26 protein-coding genes and 5 tRNA genes are annotated in these 24,943 nt (G+C 69.7%); 10 read left to right on the forward strand and 21 right to left on the reverse strand.

Going from position 1 to position 24,943, the window contains the following annotated elements; genetic code table 11:
• Positions 1–20: 20 nt before the first annotated feature.
• The 13 genes from E5843_RS10945 to E5843_RS11005 form a co-directional block, all read right to left on the reverse strand.
• Positions 21–96 (reverse strand) — tRNA-Trp (locus tag E5843_RS10945).
• A gap of 122 nt (positions 97–218) precedes the next feature.
• A complete protein-coding gene (gene tuf / locus E5843_RS10950; RefSeq protein ID WP_134673967.1) occupies positions 219–1,409 on the reverse strand; it encodes an elongation factor Tu in 1,191 nt (396 codons plus the stop codon).
• A gap of 58 nt (positions 1,410–1,467) precedes the next feature.
• A tRNA-Thr gene (locus E5843_RS10955) sits at positions 1,468–1,543 on the reverse strand.
• Positions 1,544–1,653: 110 nt separating this feature from the next.
• Positions 1,654–1,727: transfer RNA gene (locus E5843_RS10960), tRNA-Gly, on the reverse strand.
• An 88-nt stretch (positions 1,728–1,815) separates the two neighbouring features.
• Positions 1,816–1,901, reverse strand: a tRNA-Tyr gene (locus E5843_RS10965).
• Positions 1,902–2,107: 206 nt separating this feature from the next.
• Positions 2,108–3,199, reverse strand: a complete 1,092-nt coding sequence (ychF, locus tag E5843_RS10970) for a redox-regulated ATPase YchF (protein WP_141065986.1) — start codon at positions 3,197–3,199, stop codon at positions 2,108–2,110.
• 92 nt (positions 3,200–3,291) lie between these two features.
• Positions 3,292–3,873 carry an aminoacyl-tRNA hydrolase gene (pth, locus tag E5843_RS10975; protein WP_136412640.1) on the reverse strand — a complete coding sequence of 194 codons (582 nt, stop codon included), beginning with the start codon at positions 3,871–3,873 and terminating at the stop codon, positions 3,292–3,294.
• Positions 3,874–3,917: 44 nt separating this feature from the next.
• Entirely contained in the window at positions 3,918–4,544 is a 627-nt protein-coding gene (locus tag E5843_RS10980) for a 50S ribosomal protein L25/general stress protein Ctc (protein ID WP_134673979.1), read from the reverse strand.
• A gap of 117 nt (positions 4,545–4,661) precedes the next feature.
• Entirely contained in the window at positions 4,662–5,621 is a 960-nt protein-coding gene (locus E5843_RS10985) for a ribose-phosphate diphosphokinase (protein ID WP_134673980.1), read from the reverse strand.
• Positions 5,622–5,684: 63 nt separating this feature from the next.
• Positions 5,685–5,760 (reverse strand) — tRNA-Gln (locus E5843_RS10990).
• A gap of 78 nt (positions 5,761–5,838) precedes the next feature.
• Entirely contained in the window at positions 5,839–6,708 is an 870-nt protein-coding gene (gene ispE, locus E5843_RS10995) for a 4-(cytidine 5'-diphospho)-2-C-methyl-D-erythritol kinase (protein WP_134673981.1), read from the reverse strand.
• Entirely contained in the window at positions 6,705–7,373 is a 669-nt protein-coding gene (lolB, locus tag E5843_RS11000; protein ID WP_136412641.1) for a lipoprotein insertase outer membrane protein LolB, read from the reverse strand. The genes ispE and lolB overlap by 4 nt, the downstream gene beginning before the upstream one ends.
• Positions 7,370–9,046, reverse strand: coding sequence for a tetratricopeptide repeat protein (locus tag E5843_RS11005; protein WP_141065987.1), 1,677 nt, complete (start codon positions 9,044–9,046; stop codon positions 7,370–7,372). Before E5843_RS11005 ends, lolB begins: the two co-directional genes overlap by 4 nt.
• A 78-nt stretch (positions 9,047–9,124) precedes the next feature.
• Here E5843_RS11005 and hemA point away from each other — a divergent pair, with 78 nt between their 5' ends.
• The 5 genes from hemA (at position 9,125) to ppk2 (ending at position 14,829) form a co-directional block, all read left to right on the forward strand.
• Positions 9,125–10,423: a glutamyl-tRNA reductase gene (gene hemA / locus E5843_RS11010; RefSeq protein ID WP_141065988.1), complete on the forward strand. Its 1,299-nt coding sequence runs from the start codon at positions 9,125–9,127 to the stop codon at positions 10,421–10,423.
• On the forward strand, positions 10,395–11,480 hold the full coding sequence (prfA, locus tag E5843_RS11015; protein WP_136412642.1) for a peptide chain release factor 1: 1,086 nt from the start codon (positions 10,395–10,397) through the stop codon (positions 11,478–11,480). Before hemA ends, prfA begins: the two co-directional genes overlap by 29 nt.
• Before the next feature lie 192 nt (positions 11,481–11,672).
• Entirely contained in the window at positions 11,673–13,403 is a 1,731-nt protein-coding gene (locus tag E5843_RS11020) for an O-linked N-acetylglucosamine transferase, SPINDLY family protein (protein ID WP_136412643.1), read from the forward strand.
• A gap of 114 nt (positions 13,404–13,517) precedes the next feature.
• Positions 13,518–14,036 carry a molybdenum cofactor biosynthesis protein B gene (gene moaB / locus E5843_RS11025; protein WP_136412644.1) on the forward strand — a complete coding sequence of 173 codons (519 nt, stop codon included), beginning with the start codon at positions 13,518–13,520 and terminating at the stop codon, positions 14,034–14,036.
• A 10-nt stretch (positions 14,037–14,046) separates the two neighbouring features.
• Positions 14,047–14,829 carry a polyphosphate kinase 2 gene (gene ppk2, locus E5843_RS11030; RefSeq protein WP_141065989.1) on the forward strand — a complete coding sequence of 261 codons (783 nt, stop codon included), beginning with the start codon at positions 14,047–14,049 and terminating at the stop codon, positions 14,827–14,829.
• 63 nt (positions 14,830–14,892) lie between these two features.
• Here the strand turns inward: ppk2 and E5843_RS11035 are convergent, their stop codons facing one another.
• Entirely contained in the window at positions 14,893–15,426 is a 534-nt protein-coding gene (locus tag E5843_RS11035) for a porin family protein (protein ID WP_166815986.1), read from the reverse strand.
• Positions 15,427–15,626: 200 nt separating this feature from the next.
• Here E5843_RS11035 and E5843_RS11040 point away from each other — a divergent pair, with 200 nt between their 5' ends.
• Positions 15,627–16,520, forward strand: a complete 894-nt coding sequence (locus E5843_RS11040; protein WP_136412647.1) for a pirin family protein — start codon at positions 15,627–15,629, stop codon at positions 16,518–16,520.
• A gap of 33 nt (positions 16,521–16,553) precedes the next feature.
• Here the strand turns inward: E5843_RS11040 and E5843_RS11045 are convergent, their stop codons facing one another.
• The 5 genes from E5843_RS11045 to E5843_RS11065 form a co-directional block, all read right to left on the reverse strand.
• The gene (locus E5843_RS11045) at positions 16,554–17,114 is read right to left on the reverse strand and encodes a YceI family protein (RefSeq protein ID WP_136412648.1); all 561 of its coding nucleotides are present in this window, start codon (positions 17,112–17,114) and stop codon (positions 16,554–16,556) included.
• Between the two features lies 1 nt (position 17,115).
• A complete protein-coding gene (locus tag E5843_RS11050) occupies positions 17,116–17,709 on the reverse strand; it encodes a cytochrome b (protein ID WP_136412649.1) in 594 nt (197 codons plus the stop codon).
• 133 nt (positions 17,710–17,842) lie between these two features.
• Positions 17,843–18,112, reverse strand: coding sequence for an acylphosphatase (locus E5843_RS11055; protein WP_136412650.1), 270 nt, complete (start codon positions 18,110–18,112; stop codon positions 17,843–17,845).
• Complete coding sequence (locus E5843_RS11060) at positions 18,109–18,687, reverse strand: TlpA family protein disulfide reductase (RefSeq protein WP_136412651.1); 579 nt, start codon at positions 18,685–18,687, stop codon at positions 18,109–18,111. Before E5843_RS11060 ends, E5843_RS11055 begins: the two co-directional genes overlap by 4 nt.
• Entirely contained in the window at positions 18,684–19,964 is a 1,281-nt protein-coding gene (locus tag E5843_RS11065) for a YihY family inner membrane protein (RefSeq protein ID WP_134673994.1), read from the reverse strand. Before E5843_RS11065 ends, E5843_RS11060 begins: the two co-directional genes overlap by 4 nt.
• Before the next feature lie 108 nt (positions 19,965–20,072).
• On the opposite strand from E5843_RS11065, the gene wrbA reads away from it, so the two are divergent.
• The 4 genes from wrbA to E5843_RS11085 are packed head-to-tail and all read left to right on the forward strand — an operon-like array spanning position 20,073 to position 22,226.
• Positions 20,073–20,663, forward strand: a complete 591-nt coding sequence (wrbA, locus tag E5843_RS11070) for an NAD(P)H:quinone oxidoreductase (RefSeq protein ID WP_134673995.1) — start codon at positions 20,073–20,075, stop codon at positions 20,661–20,663.
• Complete coding sequence (locus E5843_RS11075; protein ID WP_136412652.1) at positions 20,660–21,001, forward strand: DUF2069 domain-containing protein; 342 nt, start codon at positions 20,660–20,662, stop codon at positions 20,999–21,001. The genes wrbA and E5843_RS11075 overlap by 4 nt, the downstream gene beginning before the upstream one ends.
• Positions 20,998–21,738, forward strand: coding sequence for a hypothetical protein (locus E5843_RS11080; RefSeq protein ID WP_136412653.1), 741 nt, complete (start codon positions 20,998–21,000; stop codon positions 21,736–21,738). The genes E5843_RS11075 and E5843_RS11080 overlap by 4 nt, the downstream gene beginning before the upstream one ends.
• A complete protein-coding gene (locus E5843_RS11085; protein WP_141065991.1) occupies positions 21,738–22,226 on the forward strand; it encodes an asparaginase domain-containing protein in 489 nt (162 codons plus the stop codon). Before E5843_RS11080 ends, E5843_RS11085 begins: the two co-directional genes overlap by 1 nt.
• 25 nt (positions 22,227–22,251) lie before the next feature.
• Here the strand turns inward: E5843_RS11085 and E5843_RS11090 are convergent, their stop codons facing one another.
• Positions 22,252–22,686 carry a hypothetical protein gene (locus E5843_RS11090; protein ID WP_141065992.1) on the reverse strand — a complete coding sequence of 145 codons (435 nt, stop codon included), beginning with the start codon at positions 22,684–22,686 and terminating at the stop codon, positions 22,252–22,254.
• Positions 22,687–22,916: 230 nt separating this feature from the next.
• Entirely contained in the window at positions 22,917–24,899 is a 1,983-nt protein-coding gene (locus E5843_RS11095; RefSeq protein ID WP_166815988.1) for a PKD domain-containing protein, read from the reverse strand.
• Positions 24,900–24,943 lie beyond the last annotated feature (44 nt).

The following is a 24,943-nucleotide window of genomic DNA, read 5'->3' on the forward strand; positions in this document are numbered from 1 at the left end:
TGCGGGCGGATCCGCCTGTCTGGCACGCCAGGAGGGACTCGAACCCCCAACCTGCGGTTTTGGAGACCGCTGCTCTGCCAATTGAGCTACTGGCGTGTATCGGTTGAAACAGTGTCGCCGCACCGTCCTTAGACGACGAAGGCGGACCGGGGTTCCGGCCCGCCTCGCTGGCTGCGGCGAAGCGGTGGAATCGCCTGTGACGATTCCACCCCTGCAGCTTACTTGATGATCTTGGCGACGACGCCGGCGCCGACGGTGCGGCCGCCTTCGCGGATCGCGAAACGCAGGCCTTCGTCCATCGCGATCGGGTTGATCAGCGAGACCACCATCTTCACGTTGTCGCCCGGCATCACCATCTCGGTGCCTTCCGGCAGCTCACAGGCACCGGTGATGTCGGTGGTGCGGAAGTAGAACTGCGGACGGTAGCCCTTGAAGAACGGCGTGTGGCGGCCACCCTCGTCCTTCGACAGCACGTAGACCTCGGCTTCGAAGTCGGTGTGCGGCTTGATCGAACCCGGCTTGCACAGCACCTGGCCGCGCTCGACGTCGTCACGCTTGGTGCCGCGCAGCAGCAGACCGGCGTTGTCGCCCGCCTGGCCCTGGTCGAGCAGCTTGCGGAACATCTCGACGCCGGTGACGGTCGTCTTCTGGGTGGCGCGGATACCGACGATCTCGATTTCCTCGCCCACCTTGATCACGCCGCGCTCGATGCGCCCGGTCACCACCGTGCCGCGGCCCGAGATCGAGAACACGTCCTCGACCGGCATCAGGAACGTCTTGTCGATGTCGCGCTCCGGCTCCGGGATCCAGGTGTCGAGCGCCTCGACCAGCTTGATGATCGCCGGCACGCCGATGTCGGACTGGTCGCCTTCCAGCGCCTTCAGTGCCGACCCGTGGATGATCGGGGTGTCGTCGCCGGGGAAGTCGTACTTCGACAGCAGCTCGCGCACTTCCATCTCGACCAGCTCGAGCAGCTCGGCGTCGTCGACCATGTCGGCCTTGTTCAGGAACACCACGATGTACGGCACGCCGACCTGGCGCGCGAGCAGGATGTGCTCGCGCGTCTGCGGCATCGGGCCGTCCGCGGCCGAGCACACCAGGATCGCGCCGTCCATCTGCGCCGCACCGGTGATCATGTTCTTGACGTAGTCGGCGTGGCCCGGGCAGTCGACGTGCGCGTAGTGGCGCGTCGGGCTCTCGTATTCCACGTGCGAGGTCGAGATCGTGATGCCGCGGGCCTTTTCCTCAGGCGCCTTGTCGATCGCGTCGTAGGCGTGGAACTCGCCGCCGAAACGCTCCGCGCCCACCTTCGTCAGCGCCGCCGTCAGCGTCGTCTTGCCGTGGTCGACGTGACCGATCGTGCCCACGTTCACGTGGGGCTTGGTGCGCTCGAACTTGCCCTTGGCCATGATTGGAATCTCGATTGAACGGTTGAATTGATCGGTTGAAATCTGGGATTGCGAAAAGTGGTGCTCACGAAAGGAATCGAACCTTCGACCTCCTCCTTACCAAGGAGGTGCTCTACCGACTGAGCTACGTGAGCACGGGTTTCCCGCTCCTTCCTGCCCTGCGCGACGCTTCCGGCGCCGCCCCGGCGCTTCCTGCGCCTTGGTAAAACCCGATGGTGATGGCGCTGCTGCCGCGAAGCGTCAATGGAGCGGGAGACGGGAATCGAACCCGCACCATCAGCTTGGAAGGCTGAGGTTCTACCATTGAACTACTCCCGCCGACTGCGGAGCCACACACCCCGCACGCGATGGACTGCCTGCGGTTGAAACTGTCGCGGACCTTGCCACCGGACCGCCATCTGCAACGTGGTGGAGGGAGGTGGATTCGAACCACCGAAGGCGTAAGCCAGCAGATTTACAGTCTGCCCCCGTTGGCCGCTTGGGTATCCCTCCGGAACCGGCCCGAAGGCCAGAACAGAGCCCGCAATTCTGGACTGCCACCCCGGGGCTGTCAACGCCTGTACAGCCTGTCCGGACAAGTTTTTCGCCTCGGTGTCGATCGCGCGCATCGCGCCGGCGATGTCGTGCGGTACGCCGCGGGCACGAGACGCACGGCCCTGCGCGACACGACCGCACCCGGGCCGTTGGCCGGGGCCTCGTCAGACGTTGAAGCGGAAGTGCATGACGTCGCCGTCCTTGACGATGTACTCCTTGCCTTCCAGCCGCCACTTGCCCGCTTCCTTGGCGCCGGACTCGCCGTTGTAGCGGATGAAGTCGTCATAGCCGACCACTTCGGCGCGGATGAAGCCCTTTTCGAAATCGGTGTGGATCACCGCCGCGGCCTGCGGCGCGGTCGCGCCGATCTTCACCGTCCACGCGCGCACTTCCTTGACCCCGGCGGTGAAATACGTCTGCAGGTCGAGCAGGCCGTAGGCGGCACGGATCACCCGGTTGAGGCCCGGCTCGTCGAGGCCCAGGTCGGTCAGGAACGCATCGCGGTCGACATCCTCGAGCTGCGACAGCTCCTCCTCGATCGCCGCCGACACCGGCACGACCTCGGCGCCCTCGCCGGCCGCGCGTGCACGCACGGCGTCGAGGTGCGGATTGTTCTCGAAGCCGTCCTCGAGCACGTTGGCGATGTAGAGCACCGGCTTGGCGGTGAGCAGGAACAGGTCGCGGATCGCCGCGCGGTCGTCGTCGGACAGTGCCAGCGCGCGCACCGGCTGGCCGTCGGCCAGCCCCTTCTGCACGCGGCCGAGCACCTCGGCACGCGCCTTCGATTCCTTGTCGCCGGTCTTGGCCGAACGCTCGGCGCGCTGCAGCGCACGTTCGACCGAATCGAGATCGGCCAGCGCCAGCTCGGTGTCGATCGTCTCGATGTCGGCGATCGGATCCACCCGGTTGTTGACGTGGATGACGTCCGGGTTCTCGAAGCAGCGCACGACGTGGGTGATCGCGTCGACCTCGCGGATGTGGGCGAGGAACTTGTTGCCCAGGCCCTCGCCGCTTGCGGCTCCCGCAACCAGGCCGGCGATGTCGACGAACTCGACCGCGGTCGGCACCACCTTCTGCGGCTTGATGATGTCGGCCAGCGCATTGAGGCGCACGTCCGGCACCGGCACCACGCCCACGTTCGGTTCGATGGTGCAGAAGGGGAAATTGGCCGCGGCGATGCCGGCCTTGGTGAGCGCATTGAAGAGGGTCGACTTGCCGACGTTCGGCAGGCCGACGATGCCGCATTTGATGCCCATGGCGTTGAATCCGTGATTCGTAATTCGTGATTGGTGATTCGAAGAAGCCGCCGGCGTCGTGCTCTTACGAATCACCAATCACCAATCACCAATTACGGCCTGCCCGTATGCAACCGCGTCATCGCATCCATGTAATTGCCCTCTACCGCCAGCGGCAGTACGTCGAGCGCATCGTCGATCGCACGCGCGATCAGCACGTCGTCGTCGGCACTGGCGCGGCCGAGTACCCACGGCGTCACCCTGTCCTTGCTGCCCGGATGGCCGATGCCCACCCGCAACCGGTGGAAGCGTGCATGGCCGAGCAGGCGCGCGATATCGCGCAACCCGTTCTGCCCGCCGTGGCCGCCATCGAACTTCAGCCGCGCGGTGCCCGGCGGCAGGTCGAGCTCGTCATGCGCGACCAGGGTCTGCTCGGGCTCGATCTTCCAGAACTGCTGTGCGGCCAGCACCGACTTGCCGGAGAGGTTCATGAACGTGGCCGGCCGGAGCAGCCGGACCGTCTGTCCGCCAATCTCGACCCGCGTGGTCTCGCCGAACAGCTTGGCATCGACCGCAAAGCGCGCGCCGAAACGCTCGGCGACGGCATCGACGAAACGGAACCCGGCATTGTGCCGGGTCCGTTCGTAGTCGCGACCCGGATTGCCCAGGCCGACGATGAGACGCAATCCTTCCATCACGCAGGCTGCGGGCGCGGCATGCAGCCACGCCCGCGTGCCGGTCACTCGGCCTTGTCGCCTTCCGCGCCTTCCTCGGTCTCGTCGGCGACTTCCACGCGTGCGTGGCGGGCCACGGCGACAGCCGGGTTGTGCGACTCGTCGATGGCGGTGGCGGGCTGCACGCCCTCCGGGAACACCACGTCCGACATGTGCACGGTGTCACCGACGCTCATGTTGCCCAGGTCGACCTCGATGTTCTCCGGCAGCTTGCCCGGCAGGCACAGCACTTCGATCTCGTTGAGCTCCTGGGTCACCACCACGCCCGCGGTCTTGCCGGCCGGCGACGTGTCGACGTTGACCAGGTGCACCGGGACGCTGGCGCGGATCGTCTCGTTCTCGTTCACGCGCTGGAAGTCCAGGTGCATGATCAGCTGGCGGTACGGGTGGCGCTGCATGTCACGCAGCAGCACCTTCTGCACCTGGCCGTCGAGGCTGAGGTCGAGGATCGACGAGTAGAACCACTCGTTCTGGCTGGCCAGCCAGACCTTCTCGTGGTCGAGCTGGATATTGACGGGGTCGATGCCCCCGCCGTAGACGATGGCCGGGATCTTCGCGGCGTGGCGGAGGCGGCGGCTCGCACCCTTCCCCCCGTCCTCGCGGCGCTCGACCTTGATTTCATGCGTAGACATGTTGATTCACTACCCTGGTTGGAAGACCGCCTGGTGGCGGTCGGTGTTGGATGCCCCCGCGACCAGGGGCATCCGCGAATGCCGCGCACGCAAGCGTGCACGGCGGAAACGGGGGGGTCAGTCGACGTAGAGCGAGCTGACCGATTCGCCGAAGGCGACGCGCCGGATGGTCTCGGCCAGCAGCTCGGCGACGCTGAGCTGGCGGATCCGCCCACAGGCGCGCGCGGCTTCCGACAGCGGGATGGTGTCGGTCACCACCAGCTCGTCGAGTTCCGACTTCGAGATGTTCTCGATCGCCGCGCCCGACAGCACCGGATGCGTGCAGTAGGCCACGACCTTGGTCGCGCCGTTCACCTTCAGCGCGGAGGCGGCGGCGCACAGGGTGCCGGCGGTGTCGACGATGTCGTCGACCAGCACGCAGGTCTTGCCCTGCACGTCGCCGATGATGTTCATCACCGTGGCCACGTTGGCGCGCGGGCGGCGCTTGTCGATGATGGCGAGGTCGGCATCGTCGAGGCGCTTGGCGATCGCGCGGGCGCGCACCACGCCGCCCACGTCCGGGCTCACCACCACCATGTTGTCGGTGCCGTGCGCGCGCCAGATGTCGGCCAGCAGCAGCGGCGAGGCGTAGACGTTGTCGACCGGGATGTCGAAGAAGCCCTGGATCTGGTCGGCGTGCAGGTCGACGGTGAGCACGCGGTCGGTGCCGACCGAGCCGATCATCTTCGCCGCCACCTTGGCGGTGATCGGCACGCGCGAGGAGCGCATGCGGCGGTCCTGGCGGGCATAGCCGAAGTACGGGATCACCGCGGTGACGCTGGCTGCGCTGGCGCGCTTGAGCGCGTCGACGAGGACCGCCAGTTCGACCAGGTGCTCGGCGCTCGGCGCGCAGGTCGGCTGCAGGACGTAGACCTCCTGCCGGCGCACGTTCTCCTCGATCTCGACCTGCACTTCGCCGTCGGAGAACTTCGAGACCAGCGCCTTGCCCAGCCGCGTGCCGAGCTCGCGGCACACCGAGAGGGCGAGGGGCTTGTTGGCATTGCCGGAGAAGATCAGGAGGTTGCGATCTTCTTTCATGATGACGACTCCGCTCCGCTCTGACCGTGGCGGTGATGGGGGAAGAAACGCCGCGAACGGCGATGGCAGGGGCGGCAGGATTCGAACCTGCGTATGCCGGGATCAAAACCCGGTGCCTTAACCACTTGGCGACGCCCCTGTGGAACCGGGATGACCAGCCTCGCGGCTGATGGAAGGATCGGAACGGACCAACGGCGTCCTGGTCCCGACCCCGGAATCACTGTTCGAGCACGTCCAGCAGCGGCGAGCGCGCCGCACCCGCCACCACCCACGCCTTGAGGCCTGCGGGCAGCGCGGCGAGCGCGGCTTCAGCGTCCTCGCGGCTGGCGAATTCGACGAAGCAACCGCTGCCGGTGCCGGTCAGCCGCGCGCGGCCGATCTGCGACAGCGCGACGAGCGCGGCATCCACGGCCGGCTCGCGGCGACGCAGCACCGGCTCGAACACGTTGCCGAGCGAAGCACCCGAAGCGAAGTCCGGTATTGTCGCGGGCGCAGCATTTCGCGTCAATTCGGGGTCTCCGAACAGCGCCGCGGTCGGCACGGACACCCCCGGATCGACCAACAGGTACCAGGCCGGCGGCAGCTGGATCGGCGTCAGCCGCTCGCCCACGCCCTCCGCCCAGGCATTGTGGCCGTGGACGAACACCGGGACATCGGCACCCAGTTGCAGGCCAAGCGCGGCCAGGCGATCACGCGGCCAGCCCAGGCCCCACAGCCGGTTCAGCACCAGCAGTACGGTCGCCGCGTCGGATGAGCCGCCGCCGAATCCACCGCCTGCGGGTATCCGTTTTTCGACGTGGATATCCACGCCTTTGACGACGTTCGCGGATCTTTGCAGCAATTCTGCGGCGCGCAACAGCAGATCATCGCGCGCATCAAGACCCGGCAGGGTTTCGCCGGTGCGCTCCACCACGCCGTCGGCGCGGATGCGCAGGAACACCGTGTCGCCCCAGTCGAGCAGGCGGAACGCGGTCTGCAGCTCGTGGTAGCCGTCCGCACGCCTGCCGGTGATCCGCAGGAACAGGTTGAGCTTGGCCGGTGCCGGCCACGCGCTCCAGCCGGCATCGCGCCCACCGGTCGCCGTCATTGCGGCTCGGGCGCGTCGCCCAGCTGCCAGGCATCCACGATCAGGCGTACGCGCGCGTCGTCGCGCCGCGCATCGACCCGCGCAGGCAGGCCGCCGTCGACCCCGGCCACGTCGGACTGCCAGCCGAGATAGTCGATGGTCCAGCCGTCCTGGTGCAGGCGCAGCAGTTGGCCATTGGCGTCGTATTCGACCGCGGCGACACCGAAGCGGGCGGGATCGGCACGCATGCCCGCGGCCCAGTCCGCCAGCGCACCGACCGGAATTTCCAGCCCGGTCGCATCCCGCACCAGCAGCGCGGCATCGGCCCCTTCGCGCGGCCCGCCGTCGAGGCCGTCGATACGTGCACCGCCGTCGGCACCGCTCTCCAGGCTCCAGCTCTGCCGCGTCACCGGGGCGCTCAGGGTGACGCGATAGTCGCCACCCTGCTGGCGCCATTCGATACGCCCATTGCCGCCCTCGCGGCCCTTGGCCAGCGCGACGCGGCCGCTGAAGGCGATCGCCGGCTGCGCCCGCAGCGCCTGTTCGCGGGTTGCCAACCGCGACTGCGCGGCGTCCAGCTCGGCGCCTTCGAGCACCGCGGCCGCGGGCGCGGCGACCTGCCGCGTCGTGGCGCAGCCGGCCAGCACCAGCAGCATCAGTGCCATGGCGACGAAGCGCGCGCTCACGGTTCGGCCCCGGTGGACTCGAGCGCGCGGCGCAGCGAGCGGTTGTCGGGATCGAGTTCTTTCGCCTTGCGGAAGTATTCGCGCGCCTCGTCCTGGCGCCCCATCTCCCACAGCACCTGGGCGACGTGGGCGGCGACCTCCGGATCCCTCATCAGGGTCCACGCGCGGCGCAGCTCCACCAGCGCTTCGGCGTTGCGACCGAGGCGGTGCAGCACCCAGCCGTAGCTGTCGACGATCGCGGCATTGTCGGGTTCCGCCACGCGGGCGCGGTCGATCAGCTCCAGCGCCTCGCGGTAGCGGTCGGTGCGGTCGGCCAGGGTGTAGCCGAGTGCGTTGAGCGCGGCGACGTTTTCCGGCTCCATCACCAGGATGCGGCGCAGGTCGGCCTCGGCCCGCGGGATGTCGTCGCGGCGTTCCCACATCAGGGCGCGCGAATACAGCAGCGCGCCATCGTCGGGATGTGCGCCCAGTCCGCGCGCATAGGCGTCGGCCTCGGCGTCCAGGCGGTCATCGGCCTTGTGCAGCTCGGCCTCGAGCAGATAGGCGTCGCGACGCAGCTCGTCGTCCACCGCGGCATCCCCCTGCAGCGCGCGCAGCGCGGCGAAGGCATCGTCGTGGCGGCCGAGGTCGTGCAGCACCTTCGCGGTGCGCAGCCGCGCCACCCGCCGCGGTTCACCGCCGGGCACGCTGGCGTACCACTCCAGTGCGTCCTCGTGGCGCTCCAGGTATTCGGCGATCTGCCCCAGCATCAGGCGCCAGCCGGGGTCCGGCGACGCCGCCTGTTCGCGCAGTTCGGCGTACAGGGCTCCCAGCGCTTCGCGGTCCTCGGCCTTGACCAGCAGCGACGCCCGCAGGCCGTAGCTGCGCGTGTCCTGCGGGCCGATCGCCATCACCCGCGCCGATTCCGCCGGCGCGCCCAGGGCGTCGTACTCGGCGGCGATCGCCAATCGCAGTTCCGGCGACAGGCGCGCCTGGTCCTCCACCCGTGCCAGCGCCTCGCGCGCTCCTTCGAGATCGCCATCCGTGCGCAGCTTGGATGCGCGCAGCAGCGCCACCCTGGGCTCGTCAGGGAAGCGCTGCATGACTTCGGCGAGGATGCGCGCGGAAATGTCGCCGCCCAGCTGCTGCGACAGCCCGCCGAACGCGAGCCAGGCCTGCAGGTCGTCGGGAATCGCCCCCGCGTCCACCAGGCGCCGGACCAGCCGCGCCGCGCCTTCGGGTTCACGATGGCCGGCACTGATCGCGGCCAGCGCGTGGCGCCACCCGGCGGGATCCGGGTCGGCCAGCAGGGCCACGAGCTGGCGGCGGGCGACGCGCTCGCGCCCGGTGCGCAGCAGCCAGGTCGCCTCGATGCCGCGCATCGCCAGCGTCGATGGCCCACTCCGCTTCCACAGCGCCAGTGCCTCGCCAGCGCGCTCGTCATCGTTGGCCAGCAGCGCGATGCGGGTCGCGCGCTCGGACAGCGCCGGATCGTCGGGCGCGGCGCGGGCGGCACGCAGATAGGCGTCGGCGGCCTCGTCGAGACGGCCGGCCTGGAGTGCGAACTCGGCCGCCATGGTGGCGCCGAGCAGTTCGCCCGGCGCCGGCTCACGCGCGGCGGCCGGGCCCGCTGCCAGCGCAAAAGCGACGACCAGGGCGGCGGGGCGCAGGGCTGAACGGGACCAGTCAGGCATTGGCGGCGTGGTGACCGTAAAATACGGTGTTCGCCAGCAAGCTTATCGCAAGCCCCTGAACGCGCGGTCCCTGTTTCCATGAGTCTTCTCGCCCTCGGCATCAACCACCAGAGCGCGCCGGTTGCCCTGCGCGAACGGGTGGCGTTTGCCGATCACGTGCTGCCGGAAACGCTGCGATCGCTGCGCGCGTTGCCGCAGGTGCGGGAGGCCGCGCTGCTGTCCACCTGCAACCGCACCGAGCTGTATGCGGTGGCCGATGACGGCGGCCATGCGCTGGCGCAATGGCTGACGCTGCGACCCGACGCCGATCTCAGCGCCTACCTCTATGTCCACCAGGGCGGCGACGCCGCGCGGCACCTGTTCCGCGTCGCGACGGGGCTGGATTCACTGGTGCTGGGCGAGCCGCAGATCCTCGGCCAGGTGAAGCAGGCCTGGGCCGCCGCCCGCGAGGCGGGCACGCTCGGCAGCGAACTCGACCGGCTGTTCCAGCATGCGTTCGTGACCGCCAAGCGCGCGCGCAGCGAGACCCGCATCGGCAACAGCCCGGTCTCGGTGGCATCGCTGGCGGTGCGGTTGGCGCAGGAATCGTTCACCCGCCTGCCGGAATCGACCGTGCTGCTGATCGGCGCCGGCGAAACCATCGAACTCGCGGCCCGCCATCTCGTGCAGGCCAACGTGCAGCGCCTGCTGGTGGCCAACCGCACCCTCGCCCATGCGCAGGCGCTGGCCTCGCGCCACGGTGGCGTGGCGCTGCCACTGGAGGAACTGGATCGCCACCTGTCGCAGGCCGACCTGGTGTTCTCCGCCACCGCCAGCCGCGAGCCGATCCTGCACCGTGCCCAGGTCGACGCCGCCCTGCGTGCGCGCCGGCACAAGCCGATGCTGCTGATGGACCTGGCCGTGCCGCGCGACATCGCGCCCGACGTGGCCGAACTCAAGGACGCCTACCTCTACACCGTCGACGACCTCGAGCGCGCGGTGGAGGACAACCGTCGCAACCGCCGCGAGGCGGCCGACGCCGCCGAGGCGATCATCGACCTGCAGGTCACGCGCTACCACGAGGTGCTGGCCGCCAGCGCGTTCAATGCGCCGCTGCGGCTGCTGCGCGAACACGGCGAGCAGGCGCGCAGCGAAGCGCTGGCCCGCGCGCGCCAGCAGCTCGCCGCCGGCAGGGATCCGGAAGCGGTGCTGGAGCACCTGGCCCACAGCCTCACCAACCGCCTGCTGCACCTGCCCACCGCCGCGGTGCGCGAGACCGCGGCCAGCGGCAATCCCGAACTCGCACGCGCGATCGAACGCGCACTGCGCCCGGCGGATCCGTCCGCCACTGTCCCCGACTCCATAGCCGATGCTGCCGACCCTGCGCCGCAAGCTTGAGGCGCTGGCCGAGCGACGCGAGGAACTGGAACGGCTGCTGGCCGATCCCGGCATCGCGGGCGACCCGCAACGCTTCCGCGCCCTCTCGCGCGAGTTCTCGCAGCTCGAACCACTGTCCACCGCGCTCGCCGCCGAACAGCAGGCGCGTGCCGACCTCGACGGCGCGCTGGCGCTACGCGACGACCCCGAGCTTTCTGCGCTGGCCGACGAGGAGATCGCCGCCAGCCAGGCGCGGCTGGATGCGCTCGATGCCGAACTCATGGCGCTGCTGGTGCCGCGCGATGCACGCGACGAGGGCGGCCTGTACCTGGAGATCCGCGCCGGCACCGGTGGCGACGAGGCGGCGATCTTCGCCGGCGACCTGTTCCGCATGTACACGCGCTACGCCGAGCGCCAGGGCTGGCGTGTCGAGGTGGAGTCGGCAAGCCCGGGCGAACACGGCGGTTTCCGCGAGGTGGTCGCCCGCGTCGAGGGCGCAGGCGCGTATGCGCGGCTGAAGTTCGAATCCGGCACCCACCGCGTGCAGCGCGTGCCGGAGACCGAATCGCAGGGCCGCATCCATACCTCCGCGGCGACGGTGGCGATCATCCCGGTGGAAGAGGACGGCGAGCCGATCGAACTCAACCCCGCCGACCTCAAGGTCGACACCTTCCGCTCCTCGGGCGCCGGCGGCCAGCACGTCAACAAGACCGATTCCGCCATCCGCATCACCCACGTGCCCAGTGGGCTGGTGGTGGAGTCGCAGACCGAGCGCAGCCAGCACGCCAACCGCGACAAGGCCATGAAGCGCCTGCGCGCGATGCTGGCCGAGGCCGAGGCGGCACGGCGTGCGGCGGCCACCGCGGCCAGCCGCAAGCTGCAGGTCGGCAGCGGCGACCGCAGCCAGCGCATCCGCACCTACAACTATCCGCAGGGGCGGATCACCGACCACCGGGTCGAAGGGCTCACCCTGTACGACCTGCCCAACGTGCTCGAGGGCGCGCTCGAGCCGCTGGTGGATCGCCTGCTGCAGGAACACCAGACCGAGGAGCTGGCGCGGCTGGCCGACGCTGGCTGACGCTGTCGCGCGGGCGTGCGCGCGATGTGTCTGAAGCAGGAGTCGCACGTCGCCACGGGAGCGTGTGTTCGCGCACGCCTTGCGGTGCAGTGCGCGGATGCAGCGCCGCTGCCTGGCCGCGGCCTGGGTCCTCGGGTGACAGGCCAGCCGCGACACGCGAGCATGGCCGGCCCTTCCGGATCCGCGCCGCCAATGGCCCAGCAACGCCCCGACCCGCGCATCGAAGCCCGCCTCGCCGTGCAGCGCGCACCCGACGACGCGATGGCGTGGATCCTGCTGTCCGATGTCGAGCTTGGTGCCGGCGATGCCCGCAACGGGGCGGGCGCGGCACAGCGCGCGTTGCAGCTGGCGCCCGGCCACCCGGAAGCGCTGGCGCGACTCGGTCGCGGATTGTGGATGCTCGGCCGCCATCGCGAGGCGGCGCAGGCGCTGCGCGCCGCCGCGCAGAACGCGCCCGGCCACGCCGGGATCGCGGTCTGGCTCGGCCACGCGCTGGAGGACGCCGGCGAGGCGGAAGCCGCCAACGAGGCCTATGCACGCGCGCACGCACTGGCACCGGAACACCCGCAGATCGCCGCCTACCTGCTGGCCTGGCGGCGCCGCCTGTGCGACTGGCGCGGTATCGATGCGCTGTCGCGGCAGGTACGCACCGCGGTGGCCGCAGGCGATGCAGCGATCGAGCCGTTCGCCTTCCTCAGCGAGGACGCCGATGCCGCCGAACAACTCGCCTGCGCGAGGTTGCGCGCGGAGGCGGTGGCCGCGCACATCCCGCGCCTGCCACCCGCGCCGGTACGCAGCGACGCCAGGCTGCGCGTCGGCTTCATGTCGAACGGCTTCGGCGCGCATCCGACCGGCCTGCTGACTGCAGCGTTCTTCGAGGCGCTGCGTGCGCATGACCGCGTGGACATCCACCTGTTCGCGCTCAATGCCGATGACGGCAGCATCATCCGCCGCCGGCTGCAGGCCTCGGCGCATGCACTGCACGACGTCGCCGACCGCCCGCACGCGGAGATCGCCGGGCGTATCCGCGACGCCGACCTCGACGTGCTGTTCGACCTGCGCGGCTGGGGCGGTGGCGGGCGGCCGGAAGTGCTGGCGATGCGCCCGGCGCCGCTGCAGGTCAACTGGCTCGCCTACCCCGGCACCAGCGGTGCGCCCTGGATCGACTACGTGCTGGCCGACCGCGTCGTATTGCCCGCGGAGCTTGCCATCCACTCCGAGCAGCCGGCGTGGCTGCCGCGCTGCTTCCAGCCCTCGGACACGCGGCGCGAGGTGCCGCCGGCCCCGTCACGTGCCGGATGCGGACTGCCGGAGACCGGCATCGTGTTCTGCTGTTTCAACAACAGCTACAAGCTCAATCCCGCATCGTTCGCGCGGCTGATGGCGGTGCTGCGCCAGGTGCCGGGCAGCGTGCTGTGGCTGCTCTCGGGCCCCGGCGAGGCCGACCGCCGCCTGCGCGAGGCCGCCGAGGCCGACGGCATCGATCCGGACCGGCTGGTGTTCATGCCCAAGCAGCCGCAGGCCACCTACCTCGCCCGCCTGCAACTGGCCGACCTGTTCCTCGACTGCAATCCCTACAACGCGCACACCACCGCGTCGGATGCGCTGTGGGCGGGCTGCCCGGTGCTGACCCGGCCGGGCGCCACATTCGCCGCGCGCGTGGCGGCCAGCCTTAACCACCATCTCGGCATGGATGAGCTCAACGTCGATGACGATGCGGCCTTCGTCGCGCTGGCCACTGCGCTCGGCAACGACCCGCCGCGCCTGGCTGCACTGCGCCACCGCGTGGCGACCCTGCGTGAGCGCTCCGGCCTGTTCGACATGGGCGGCTTTGCGACCGACTTCGCAGGCATCGTGACGGCGATGGTCGAGCGCCAGCGGCGTGGCGATCCGCCGGCTCCGCTGTCGCTCGCTGCCGGCTGAAGCCCACCGCGCACGGCGCGCGTGCGCAACCGACCCTGATGCACGCCCTCACGTGCAGGCACATTCCGGCGATGGCCGCTTCCGTGCTCACACCCGCATGGCTACCCTGCGCGCATGAGTGCATCCGACGGATTCATCCCGCTGTCGATCTGCGTGCTGACGGTCTCCGACAGCCGCACGCCGACCGACGACCGTTCCGGGGATTACCTCGCCGGGGCGATCGCAGCCGCCGGCCATCGCCTCGCCGCACGTGAACTGTTGCCCGACGATCGCTACCGGTTGCGTGCGACGGTGTCGCAATGGATTGCCGATGCGGATATCGATGGCGTGCTGGTAACCGGCGGCACCGGGTTTACCGGTCGCGACTCCACCCCCGAAGCGTTGCTGCCGCTGCTCGACAAGCAGATGCCCGGCTTCGGCGAACTGTTCCGCGCGATCAGCTTCGACGAGATCGGCACCGCGTCACTGCAGTCGCGCGCCTTCGCCGGGCTCGCCAACGGCACTTTCGTGTTCTGCCTGCCCGGCTCCACCTCGGCCTGCCGCACCGCGTGGGAGCGGATCATCCGCGACCAGCTGGATGCGCGCACGCGACCCTGCAGCCTAGCGACCCTGCGCCCGCGCCTGCGCGAGTGACGGAGCCCGTATGAAGAAGCTGAAGCGCAAGGCCTACGACGCCGCCCTCGAGCCGATGCAGGTGGAGCTGGTCGACATGGCGCGCTGGGCGAAGGAATGCGGGCAGCGCGTACTGGTGATCTTCGAAGGTCGCGACACGGCGGGCAAGGGTGGCGTGATCAAGGCGATCGCGCAGCACCTCAACCCGCGCCAGTGCCATGTGGTCGCCCTGCCCGCGCCCAGCGATCGCGAACGCACGCAGTGGTATTTCCAGCGCTACGTGCCGCACCTGCCCGCCGCCGGCGAGATCGTGCTGTTCGACCGCAGCTGGTACAACCGCGCCGGCGTCGAACGGGTCATGGGCTACGCCAGCGACGCCGAGGTGGCGCGGTTCCTCGAGCAGGCGCCGGCATTCGAGAAGATGCTTACCGACGATGGCGTGCTGCTGTTCAAGTACTGGCTGGGCTGCGACCAGGCCGAACAGGAACGCCGCTTCGCCGAACGTCTGCACGATCCGCTCAAACGCTGGAAGCTCTCGCCGATCGATGTCGAGGCGCGCCTGCGTTACGACGACTACACGCGCGCCCGCGAAGCGATGCTGCGCGCCACGCATACCGGCCATGCCCCCTGGACCATGGTGGACTTCAACGACCAGCGCCGTGGGCGGCTGACCCTGATCCGCGACCTGCTCGACCGCATGCCCGACATCCACGTCGCCCCGGGGGCACTGGAATTCCCACCGCTTGCAGGCCCCCACCGATCGGAGTGCTACGACACCGTGGCGCCGCTGCCCCAGTTCAACGCCGAAGGCTGAGTCCGGCTTCCGGAAACAGGAACGGCCGCACGCGGCGGCCGTCCCGCGGACGCAGCGCGGTGCTCAGAAGCGGTATTCGACGCTTCCGGTCAGCGTTTCCAGCTTCACCCGCACGTCGCCCACCTTGGGTTCCTGGTAGTCGTAACGCACGCCCAGGCCGAAGTTCGGGCTGTAGTCGAAGCCCAGACCGACGCCGACATAGGGATTGGTATCGGTGTCGTCCCACGAGTCAACGCCACGCAGCGTCTCCTCGACGCGGTTGTGCGCGATGCCCGCACGACCACTGACGTAGAAGCCGGTGTAGGCCTCGGCGCCGAAGTTGGCCTTGCCGAACACGCCGACGCCGATGCCGTCCACCTCGGTGCGCCACGGGCCGCTGGTGTCGGCGCCATAACGGGTGACGAAGCCCTCGATGCCGAACTGCGGGCGGAAGTAGTAGCCACCGCGCAGGCCGGCAGCGGTGTCGTTGTCCTTGGCGCCCTCGACCGACAGGTCGCTGCGACCGGCTTCAATCGCCAGAAAACCGGTGCCGGGTCCGGCGATGGCTGGTGCGGCGGCAACAGTGACCGCAGTGGCGAGAAGCAATTCCCTGATCATGCTGAAACTCCTGTTTTCCTGTGATGGTCCACACCGCGCAGCATGCGCGGCGGCGCATTCTCGATGCGCACCCGCCATCCGTCAATTTTTCGTTAAGCGCAGGGCGGGTCACATTCCGCATCGTTGGTCCAACCGCCCGTCCCGGCGCCGGCACATGCCGCGGACTACAGTGAAGGCCAGCCTCCATGTGGAGTTCCACCATGATCGAGCTGGTCATCCCCTCGCGCCGCCGCGACCTCGGCGGGTTCGAAGTCGGCCGCGTGCTGCCGTTCGCCAAGCGCCGCATGATCGGGCCCTACATCTTCTTCGACCGGATGGGGCCGACGATGTTCGAGCCGGGCCTGCCACGCTCGGCCGACGTGCGCCCGCATCCTCACATCGGACTGTCGACGATCACCTACCTGTTCGAGGGCGAGATCATGCACCGCGACAGCGTCGGCTCCGAGCAGCCGATCCGCCCGGGCGAGGTCAACTGGATGACCTCGGGGCGCGGCATCACCCATTCCGAGCGCTTCGAGCAGGGCCGCGCGGTGGGTGGTCCCATGGACGGCATCCAGGCCTGGGTGGCGTTGCCGGACGCGTGCGAGGAAATGGATCCGGGTTTCTGGCACTACGACGCCAGCGAGCTGCCGACCTTCGATGAGGGCGGGGTCTGGGGACGGCTGATCGCCGGCGAGCTTGCCGGCATCCGATCACCGGCTGCGATCGATTCGCCGCAGTTCTACGTGCACTGGCAACTGCGTGCCGGCACGCGGGTGTCGCTGCCGCCGGAATACCCGGAACGCGCGGTCTACGTGGCCGATGGCGCGGTGGAGATCGACGGCCAGCGCATCGAGCCCGGCAGCATGGCGGTGCTGGCGCCCGGCGCCGCGGTGACCATCGCAGCGCTCGGCGATGCGGTGGTGATGGCACTGGGCGGCGAGCCGGTGGGCGAACGCTTCATCGACTGGAACTTCGTGTCGTCATCGAAGGAACGCATCCTGCAGGCGCGCGCCGACTGGGCGGCCGGGCGGATGAAGCTGCCCGACCTCGACGACCAGGAATTCATCCCGCTGCCGCCGGCGATTGGCGCCGCGCCGGAGCCGATGTCCTGACCCCCGGCGCACGCGCCGGCAACATCTGCCGACTCACGGTGCCGGCGCGAACGTGACCCGGGTGGAGATGGCGACCTCGTCGGGAATGATCGACACGTCGGCCCAGTCGCCAACGCCCACGCCGAATGCCAGGCGGCTGAGTTTTGCGCGACCAGCCAGCGTTGGCCGCGCGCCGTCGGTCAGGGTGAAGCTCAGGGTGACCGGCTTGCGCACGCCACGCAGCTCGAGGGTGCCGTCCGTGCTGTAGCTGCCGTCGCCCTGCGGGATGAAACCGCTGGCGGTGTAGCGCGCCTGGCCGAAGCGCGCGACGTCGAAGAAGTCCGCGGCCTTCAGCGTGGTGTCGCGATCCGTGTTGCCGGTGTTGGCGCCGGCCAGCGGGATCACCACGTCGAGGGTGGCGTCCTGCGGCGCGGCCGGATCGAAGCGCATCGTGGTGCGGAAGCCCGGGAAGCTGCCGACGAAGGTCTCGCCCTGGTACTGGCTGGCGAAGGTCAGCGCGCCGGAGGCCTGCACGTAGTCGGCAGCGGCAACGGGCGCCGCCACGGCGGAGGTTATTGCCAATGCAAGCGGCAGGAGGACAGTGCGCAGGATCATGTCAGTGCTCCATGCGCCGGCGCGGTGCCGGCGTGCGGGGACGTTTGCGGAAAATGGAAGGCAGCATGCGGCGCAGGGTGGCGTCGCGCTGCACGAAGTGGTGGTACAGGGCCGCGCCGGCGTGCATCGCCAGCAGCGCCAGCAGCAGCCAGACGCCGACCTCGTGCACCAGCCGCGCGGACTGCGCGAGCATGGCGTCCTGGCCCGCCAGCGTCGGCAGGTTGAACTGCCTGAACCACTGCAGTGGGTAGCCCGACGCGGAGTTGAACAGCCAGCCGCTGAGCGGGATCACGAACATCAGCACGTACATGCCGGCATGGGTGATGCCCGCGATGCGCGTCTGCCACCGCGGCGTGCCGGACAGCGCATGTGCCGCGCCTGCATACAGCCGCCAGGCCAGCCGCAGCGTCACCAGCGCGAGCAGGGTCAGGCCGAGCGACTTGTGCAGCGCATAGGCGTCGATCTTGGCGGGCGTCGTCGGCATGTCGACCATGGTCAGGCCGAGCCAGGCCAGCCAGCCGATCAGGACCACGATCGTCCAGTGCAACAGCTTGCTGACAGGGCCCCAGCGGTCGGGCGCATTGCGCAGTTGCATCGGCGGACCTCCAATCACTAAATTGCAGCTGCGGCAGATGGCGCGTCGGCGCTGCGCGATGTGTCCCGGCCGGACGCGTCCTTCGATGGCACCCCGCGTCCCGCTGCACGTGGCGAGCCCATGTTAGCCGCCCTCAGACCGTCCGGAACCCTGCTCCCACCGTTGCAACATCGGCCGCTTCCCGCCCCACCCTGTCCACGCGCGCCATCGGCGGGCCGTGCTGCAGCCAGGCCGCGAGTGCCTGGATGCCCGCGACATCCCCGGCGACCACGACCTCGACGCGGCCGTCGTCGAGATTGCGCGCGTGGCCGCGCAGGCCAAGCCGTTGCGCCTGCTCACCGGTGGCGGCGCGGAAGAACACACCCTGCACCCTGCCGCTGACGAGGAAGCGCGCGGCAGTCATGCGTCGGTCCCGGCTCCAGCGCCTTCCGTAGGCACCGCAGGGCCGCCGGCAGCCGCGATGTCGCGCTCGATGTCGTGGGCGGTGACGGGGCCGAGGTACTGCTCCGCCACGACGCCATCCGGATCGACCAGGTAGGTCATCGGCAGCCCACGCGGCGGATCGAAGCCGGCAGGTGGCGCGTACACGTCGACGATGGAGATCGGATACAGCACCGGATGCTTCTGCAGGAAGGCGCGCATCGCGTCGGGTTCGATCTCCTCGTAGGCGAGTCCGATGACCTCGATGTGCTCGCGCATGGCACCCAGTGCGGACAGCTCGGGCATTTCCTTGAGGCAGGGCGCGCACCAGGTCGCCCAGAAATTCACCACCACCCATTTGCCGCGCTGCGTGGCGAGGTCCCACTCCGTGCCGTCGAGGGTGGTGACGCGCAGCTCGAGCGGAACGTTTGCGTCAGCGGCTCCGGGCTCCCGCGCAGCCGGCGCTGGCGTCGGCTGGGCTTCGGGCGCGGGTGGCGCCTCGCGCTGGCACGCGGCCAGCAGGCAGGCGGTGAGGACGAGGGCCAGGGAACGGGTCATGGGGCAAGCTCCTTGCCGGATGGATAGATGTCGCCGACGCGGCGCCTGAGCAGGTCGCGCAGCGGCAGGCGCAGGTCATCGAGCGCCTCCTGGGCGGCGCGGCCGAGCGCATCGTCGCGGCAGGGCATGTGCGCCTCGCGCACCGGGATGCGCAGGTGGCAGGCTTCGTAGAGGTCGGCGAGCGTCACCCCGTCGAGATCACGCGCGAGCAGCCAGGCACCGTCCTCGGCACGCGCGAAGATGCCGGCGGTGTCGAGCTGGGCGAAGAACTGCTGTGCCAGCGCGTCGGTCAGGCAGGGCTCCAGCGCCATCAGCTCGTCGGTGTGCAGGCCGCGGCCTTCGCGCCGCGCTTCGACGAAGCGGCCGAGCATGCGCAGCAGGGCGAACAGTTCATAGCCCAGCGGCAGCCGCATCGCCGCCGGCTGGTAACGGAACGCCGACATGCTGGCGGCGAACGAGGCACCCAGCAGGATCGCCAGCCACGAGAAGTAGATCCACAGCAGCAGCACCGGGATGAAGGCGACCTGCCCGTAGATGCGCTCGTAGCCGTCGAAACCGCCCAGGTACAGCGCGATGGCACGCTTGGCCAGCTCCAGCATCATCGCCGACAGCAATGCGCCGCCGAGGGCATGTCGCCATTGCACCGTGCGATGCGGGATCACCCGGAAGATGGTCGCAATGGCGAGCAGCTCGATCGCCAGCGGCGCAAGCTGCAACAGGCTGCGCTGCAGCCACTGGCCGGACGCCGTGCTGTGGAAGATGTCGAGCGAGAGGAAGCGTGTGAACAACGCCAGGCTCGCCGAAGCCACCAGCGCGCCGAGCGTCAGCACGGTCCAGTACACGAGGAAGCGCGCGAGCTTCGGCCGGGTGGTGTTCACCCGCCAGATGCGGTTGAACGTGGCTTCGACCCCCTGCAGGGTGACCAGCACCGAAACGACCAGCGCGATGGTGCCCAGCGCGGTGAGCTGGCCGATGTTGCGCGAGAAGCCGAGCAGGTAGTCCTCGACCTGCCGCGCCGAGTCCGGAACGAAGTTGGAGAAGATGTAGTCGGTGAGTTGCGCGCTCCAGGCCTCGAACACCGGGAATGCCGACAGCACGCCGAACACCACCATGCTCAGCGGCACCAGCGCGAACACGGTGGTGAAGGCCAGCGCGCCGGCAGCCTCGAACAGCCGGTCGTCGAGGAAGCGGCGCCACAGGAAGCGCAGGAACGACCCGGAGCGCGCGCGATCGGTCAGGCGCGTGCTCCAGCGGGCGAAGGTGTGCTGCGGCGTCATCGACCGAAGCGTACCCGAACGATGGTGACCGGGCGGGTGGGCCCGTGCGCACCGCGCGGTATCCGCACTTCCCCTATCCTTGCCGGTCGCCCGAGCGGAACCTGCGCCATGCCCGACATCCTCGTCCTCTACTACAGCCGCGGCGGCTCGGTGGCGCGACTGGCCCGTCACATCGCGCGCGGCGTCGCTGAAGTCGATGGCATGCAGGCGCGCCTGCGTACGGTGCCGCCGGTGGCCGCGGTCACCCGGACCGCACAGCCGCCGGTGCCCGAGGATGGCGCGCCCTACGTCGAACGCGCCGATCTCGCCGAGTGCGCCGGACTGCTGCTGGGCAGCCCCACCCGCTTCGGCAACATGGCCGCGCCGCTGAAACACTTCATCGACGGTCTCGGCGCCGAGTGGGCCAGCGGAACGCTGGTGGGCAAGCCGGCGGCGGTGTTCACTTCCACCGCCAGCCTCCACGGCGGGCAGGAAGCCACCCTGCTGTCGATGATGGTTCCGCTGTTGCACCACGGCTGCGTGATCGCCGGCATTCCCTATACCGAGCCCCAGCTCAACACCACGACCGGCGGCGGCACGCCCTACGGCGCCAGCCATGTCGCCGGCGCCGACGACGATCCGCAGCCCACCGACGACGAGGCCGCCCTCGCCCGCGCGCTGGGTCGGCGCGTGGCGCAACTGGCCGCAAGGCTCGCATGAGGCGCGGTGCCGCGACCTGGGTGCTGGCGACGGCGCTCGCCGCGCTGGCTGCCGTGTACGGCGCATGGCTCGCACAGGGCGAGCACCTTGTTGCCGCCCTGTTCGTACTCGTGTTGCCGCCGCTGCTGCTGGCGGTTTTCGTGCTCGCGGGCAGCGCCCGGGCGCGCTTCTGGGCCGGCGTGTTCGGCCTGTTCTGGTTCTCGCACGCGGTGATGGAAGCCTGGAGCACGCCGGCAGCGCGCGGTCCGGCACTGGCGTTGCTCGCGCTCTCGCTGCTGGTGATCGGCAGCGCCAGCTGGCCCGGACTGCGGGCCCGCTTCGCCCGCGGCCGCGGATGATGCGGGTCGGCCGCGGAATCTGCGCGGCACTGTTGCTGGCACTCGCGTCGGCCTGCAGCACGGCTGTCGGGGCCGCGGGCGCGCAGGGCATCGATTGCGTGTCCACCGACGAGGCGACCAACCGCGATGGCTCGACGCTGCGCATCCGGCGCGACTGCAACGACGCGGTGGAAGTCGCCTGGGCTGCGCCCGGAAGCAGCAGGTTCCGGGTGGTGCTGCGCGACCCGTCGCCGGACCCGGAGGAACGCGCGCGCTCGGTGGCGTTTATCGACCTCGACGAGGACGGCATCCATGAAGTCGAAGCGACCGGCATGTGCGGCGCGGGACCCAACTGTGCCGGCATCGTCTACCGCCTCGACCCGGCGAGCGGTACGTTCCACGAGTTCTTCGCCGGCGGTTACGCCGAGCTCTCGATCCTGGACGGTCACGTCATCGAGGCGGGCCGTGCCAGCTGCTGCGCCTGGGAGTTCCATGCCTGGCCGATCCTTCCAGGCCCACCGCCACGCGCCGCCGACGTGATGGCCCTGCGTATCGTGGTCGGGATGGATGGCGAGCACGACACCGCCGACTGCACGTTTTCGCGGCCGCGGCAGAGCGGCGATGGCTTCGACGAGGAGCTCGTGTTGCCGCCCGGCGATGCGTGGCTGAAAATCTGCGAGCACTATGGCGCCGATTACCGTGTTTCCATGCCGGTCGACGCCGCCGCGCCCCCTCTCCCAACGGACACGAACCCCTGATGCAAGAGCTGCTGATCGTCACCACGGGTGGCACCATCGACAAGGTCTATTTCGACGACAAGTCGGACTTCCAGGTCGGTGCGCCACAGATCGGCCGGATCCTCGAGGAGCTGGGCGTGGCGTTCCGCTTCAGCGTCATTCCGATCCTGCGCAAGGATTCGCTGCACCTGACCGATGACGACCGCGAGCTGATCCGCGCGACCATCGCCGCGCAGCCGGCGCGACACGTGCTGATCACCCACGGTACCGACTCGATGGTGGACACCGCGCGCGCGCTGGCGTCGATCGGGGACCGCACCATCGTCCTCACCGGTGCGCTCAACCCGGCGCGGTTCCGTGGCTCCGACGCGGAATTCAACATCGGCACCGCGGTGGGTGCCGTGCAGTCGTTGCCGCCGGGCGTCTACATCGCGATGAACGGCCGCATCTGGGATCCGGCCACGGTGCGCAAGAACGTCGTGGCGAACCGCTTCGAAGCGGTCGGCTGACGCCCGACACCGACACGCCGGGGGTTCAGTCCCCGCGCGTGACCGGCCCGGCCGGTTCCGGCCCCGGACCGCGCTGCATCATGCCGTCGGGTTCGGCGTATTCGACATCGGGATCGTCGGCGAACAGCCGAAGCAGCCGTTGCGCGGCATCGTCGTCCAGCGGCGGATCGGCGATGACCAGGTCCGCGCCGACGCCGAGGCGGCGCTCCCAGCGCAGTGCCGGGCGCACGCCCTGCCGCTGCAGGCCTGCGTCCTTTGCGACGCGATCCAGCCGCGGCCGTACCGCATCGACGTCCTGCCCGGCATCGGTATGCGCGTGGTACTTGACGATGAAGCGTTGCCAGCGCTGCGCGGTCGGCACCCTGGTTTCGGCCATCGAAGTGCGCTCCTGTGCCGACGCCGGGATGCCGTGGCAGCACAGGGCCGCCAGGACCATGCACGCCGCGGATGCCAGACGCATGGCACGTCTCCCTTCTGGTGTGACGAACGCAGCATAGCGCCGGGAATCCGACACCGCGCAAGCCCGGCCCGGTCGCGGAGTCGGGCGCGGCGACCACCGGCTCTCCAAAAAACACCCCCTCCCGCGTGCGGGAAGGGGCTTCCGCCCGGGCCGGCCGGCTTTCCCGCGGGAGAGGTCACGGGAGTTCCGGCCGGCCCACTGCCGTCGTGGGGAAGGGCGAAGTGCAGCGATCAGTTGTGGCGGGCCTGCAGGGTGACGTTGGCGAACGCGGTCTCGCCGACCAGCTTGATGTAGTAGCTGCCCGCCTGCGGGTTGGCGATGCGCACGCTCTCGCTGTTACCCGGCCGCGCCGAACGCGCGTCGTGGTCGTCCTGCGTCGGCTCGGCCTCGTACGAGACGTACAGGCTGAGGTTGCCGCTGCCGCCGGAGGTCAGGATGCTCAGCGGGCCGCTGGCGCCTGCCGGCACGTCGATGCGGTACAGCAGCTCCTCGCCGGCAGCACCGGCCACGCCGCGCACGGGGGTCTGGTTGAGCAGCTCGATCGCCTCCGGACCGGTGTCGCCGACATCGACCGGCTGGCTGCGCGAATTGCTGTTGCCCTCGTCGTCGGTCACCGTCAGCGTGACCGTGTACACACCGGCCTCGTCGTAGGTCTTGACCGGATCGGCTTCGTCCGAGGTGGTGCCGTCGCCGAAGTCCCAGCTCCAGGCCACGATGTCGCCATCGTCGGTGGAGGTGTCGGTGAACGCCACCGTCAGCGTCGCGTCGTCCACCGTCCAGCTGAAGCCGGCCACCGGATTACCGGGTTGCCCCGCGCCGCCGATGCCGTCGATGAACTGCGCGCCAGTGCCGACCGGGTCGAGCCAGCTGCTCAGGCGCGTGGCATCGGTGCCGCCGCCGGCCCACGAGGTGTGGACGCGGCCGTACCAGTCCACGTGCTGGTCACCGGTGGTGCTGCACGACGCGTAGCCGCCATGCAGCTGGCCGATGACGCGCTTGTCGGGGCTGAACATCGGCGAGCCCGACGAACCGCCCTCGGTGGTGCCCTGCGGGTTCCACTGCACCTTGAGATGGCTGCTGCCGGCATTGCCGAGATAGCCCTGGATCAGCAGCGGGTTGTCGGAGTGGGTGATGCGCTTCTCGGCCACGCGCGGGTGGTGGATGCCGGTGGCGCCGTTGAAGGTGATGTCGCGACGGTCCCAGCCGTTCCAGCTCAGGTTGAACTCCGGGTTGGCCGGATCGTCGAGTTCGAGCAGGGTGAAGTCCGACGTCGCCCAGGTGGCCTTCACCGTGGCACCGGTCTGGTTCTGCGCCATGCTGCCGTCGCCGTTGGCGCCGCTGGCGGCGCTGCCCGGGGTGCGGCAGGTGGAGTTCTCGTAGTTCCAGTAGACGACGATCGATGCCGCTGCATCCGCGGTGCCCATGCCGCAGTGGTGCGCGGTGAGGAAGTACATCGAGCGGTCGTTGGCGGTGTTGTTGACCAGCGAGCCGGTGCAGTACAGCGTGCCGAAGCGCGAATACGCGCCGACCGCCGGAATCTGCTGCCGCCAGTCGTCCCCGGCCGGGCAGGCGACGTCGATGTTGCACGACCCGGACACGCCGGTGGCCTGTTCCAGCGAACCGGCACGGGCGAGCCGGCCGAAGCCGACGTAGTCGTGGTTGACGCTGCCGATGCGCAGCCGCAACTGGTCGGCCCGATCCTTCGGCACCACCACCTCGATCACCGCGTGGTCGCCCGGCACCACCGGGGTCCACAACGCGCCGTGCGGCTTGTTGTCGGCCGCAGTGAAGGTGCGGATCGCCGCAGGGTCCGCGCCCCTGGGCAGGCCGGCGGGATAGATCAGCATGTGCCCGCCTGCCGGCATCCGGTATTCGTCGAAACCGAAGTTCAGCGACAGCGCGCCCTTCGATTCCACCCGCAGCCGCCACACCAGGGTGTCGGCGTCGAGCTGGTCCCAGTCGCCGGCATCCACCGGGGTGATCGACACCCGGTGCGGGGTGGCGAAGCGCACCGGCGCGTCGCGGCGCGGCGCGCGGTCGCGCAGGTCCTCGGCAAGCAGCCGGGCGTTGTCCACGCGCGGCATCGTGCGCACTTCCACCGTGTGCTCGGCCGGCAGGCGGTGGTCGAACGCCGCAGGGCGCTCGCCGGCCACCGCATCGGCACCGGCTGCCGAGACCGAACCGGCCAGCAGCATCCCAATCCATCGTTTCATCGTCAGGTCCATCCTTTGTTGCGGAGTGGAGTGCGCCGTGCCGG

Origin of the sequence: Luteimonas yindakuii, assembly GCF_004803715.2 — a bacterium.
Taxonomy (GTDB): domain Bacteria; phylum Pseudomonadota; class Gammaproteobacteria; order Xanthomonadales; family Xanthomonadaceae; genus Luteimonas; species Luteimonas yindakuii.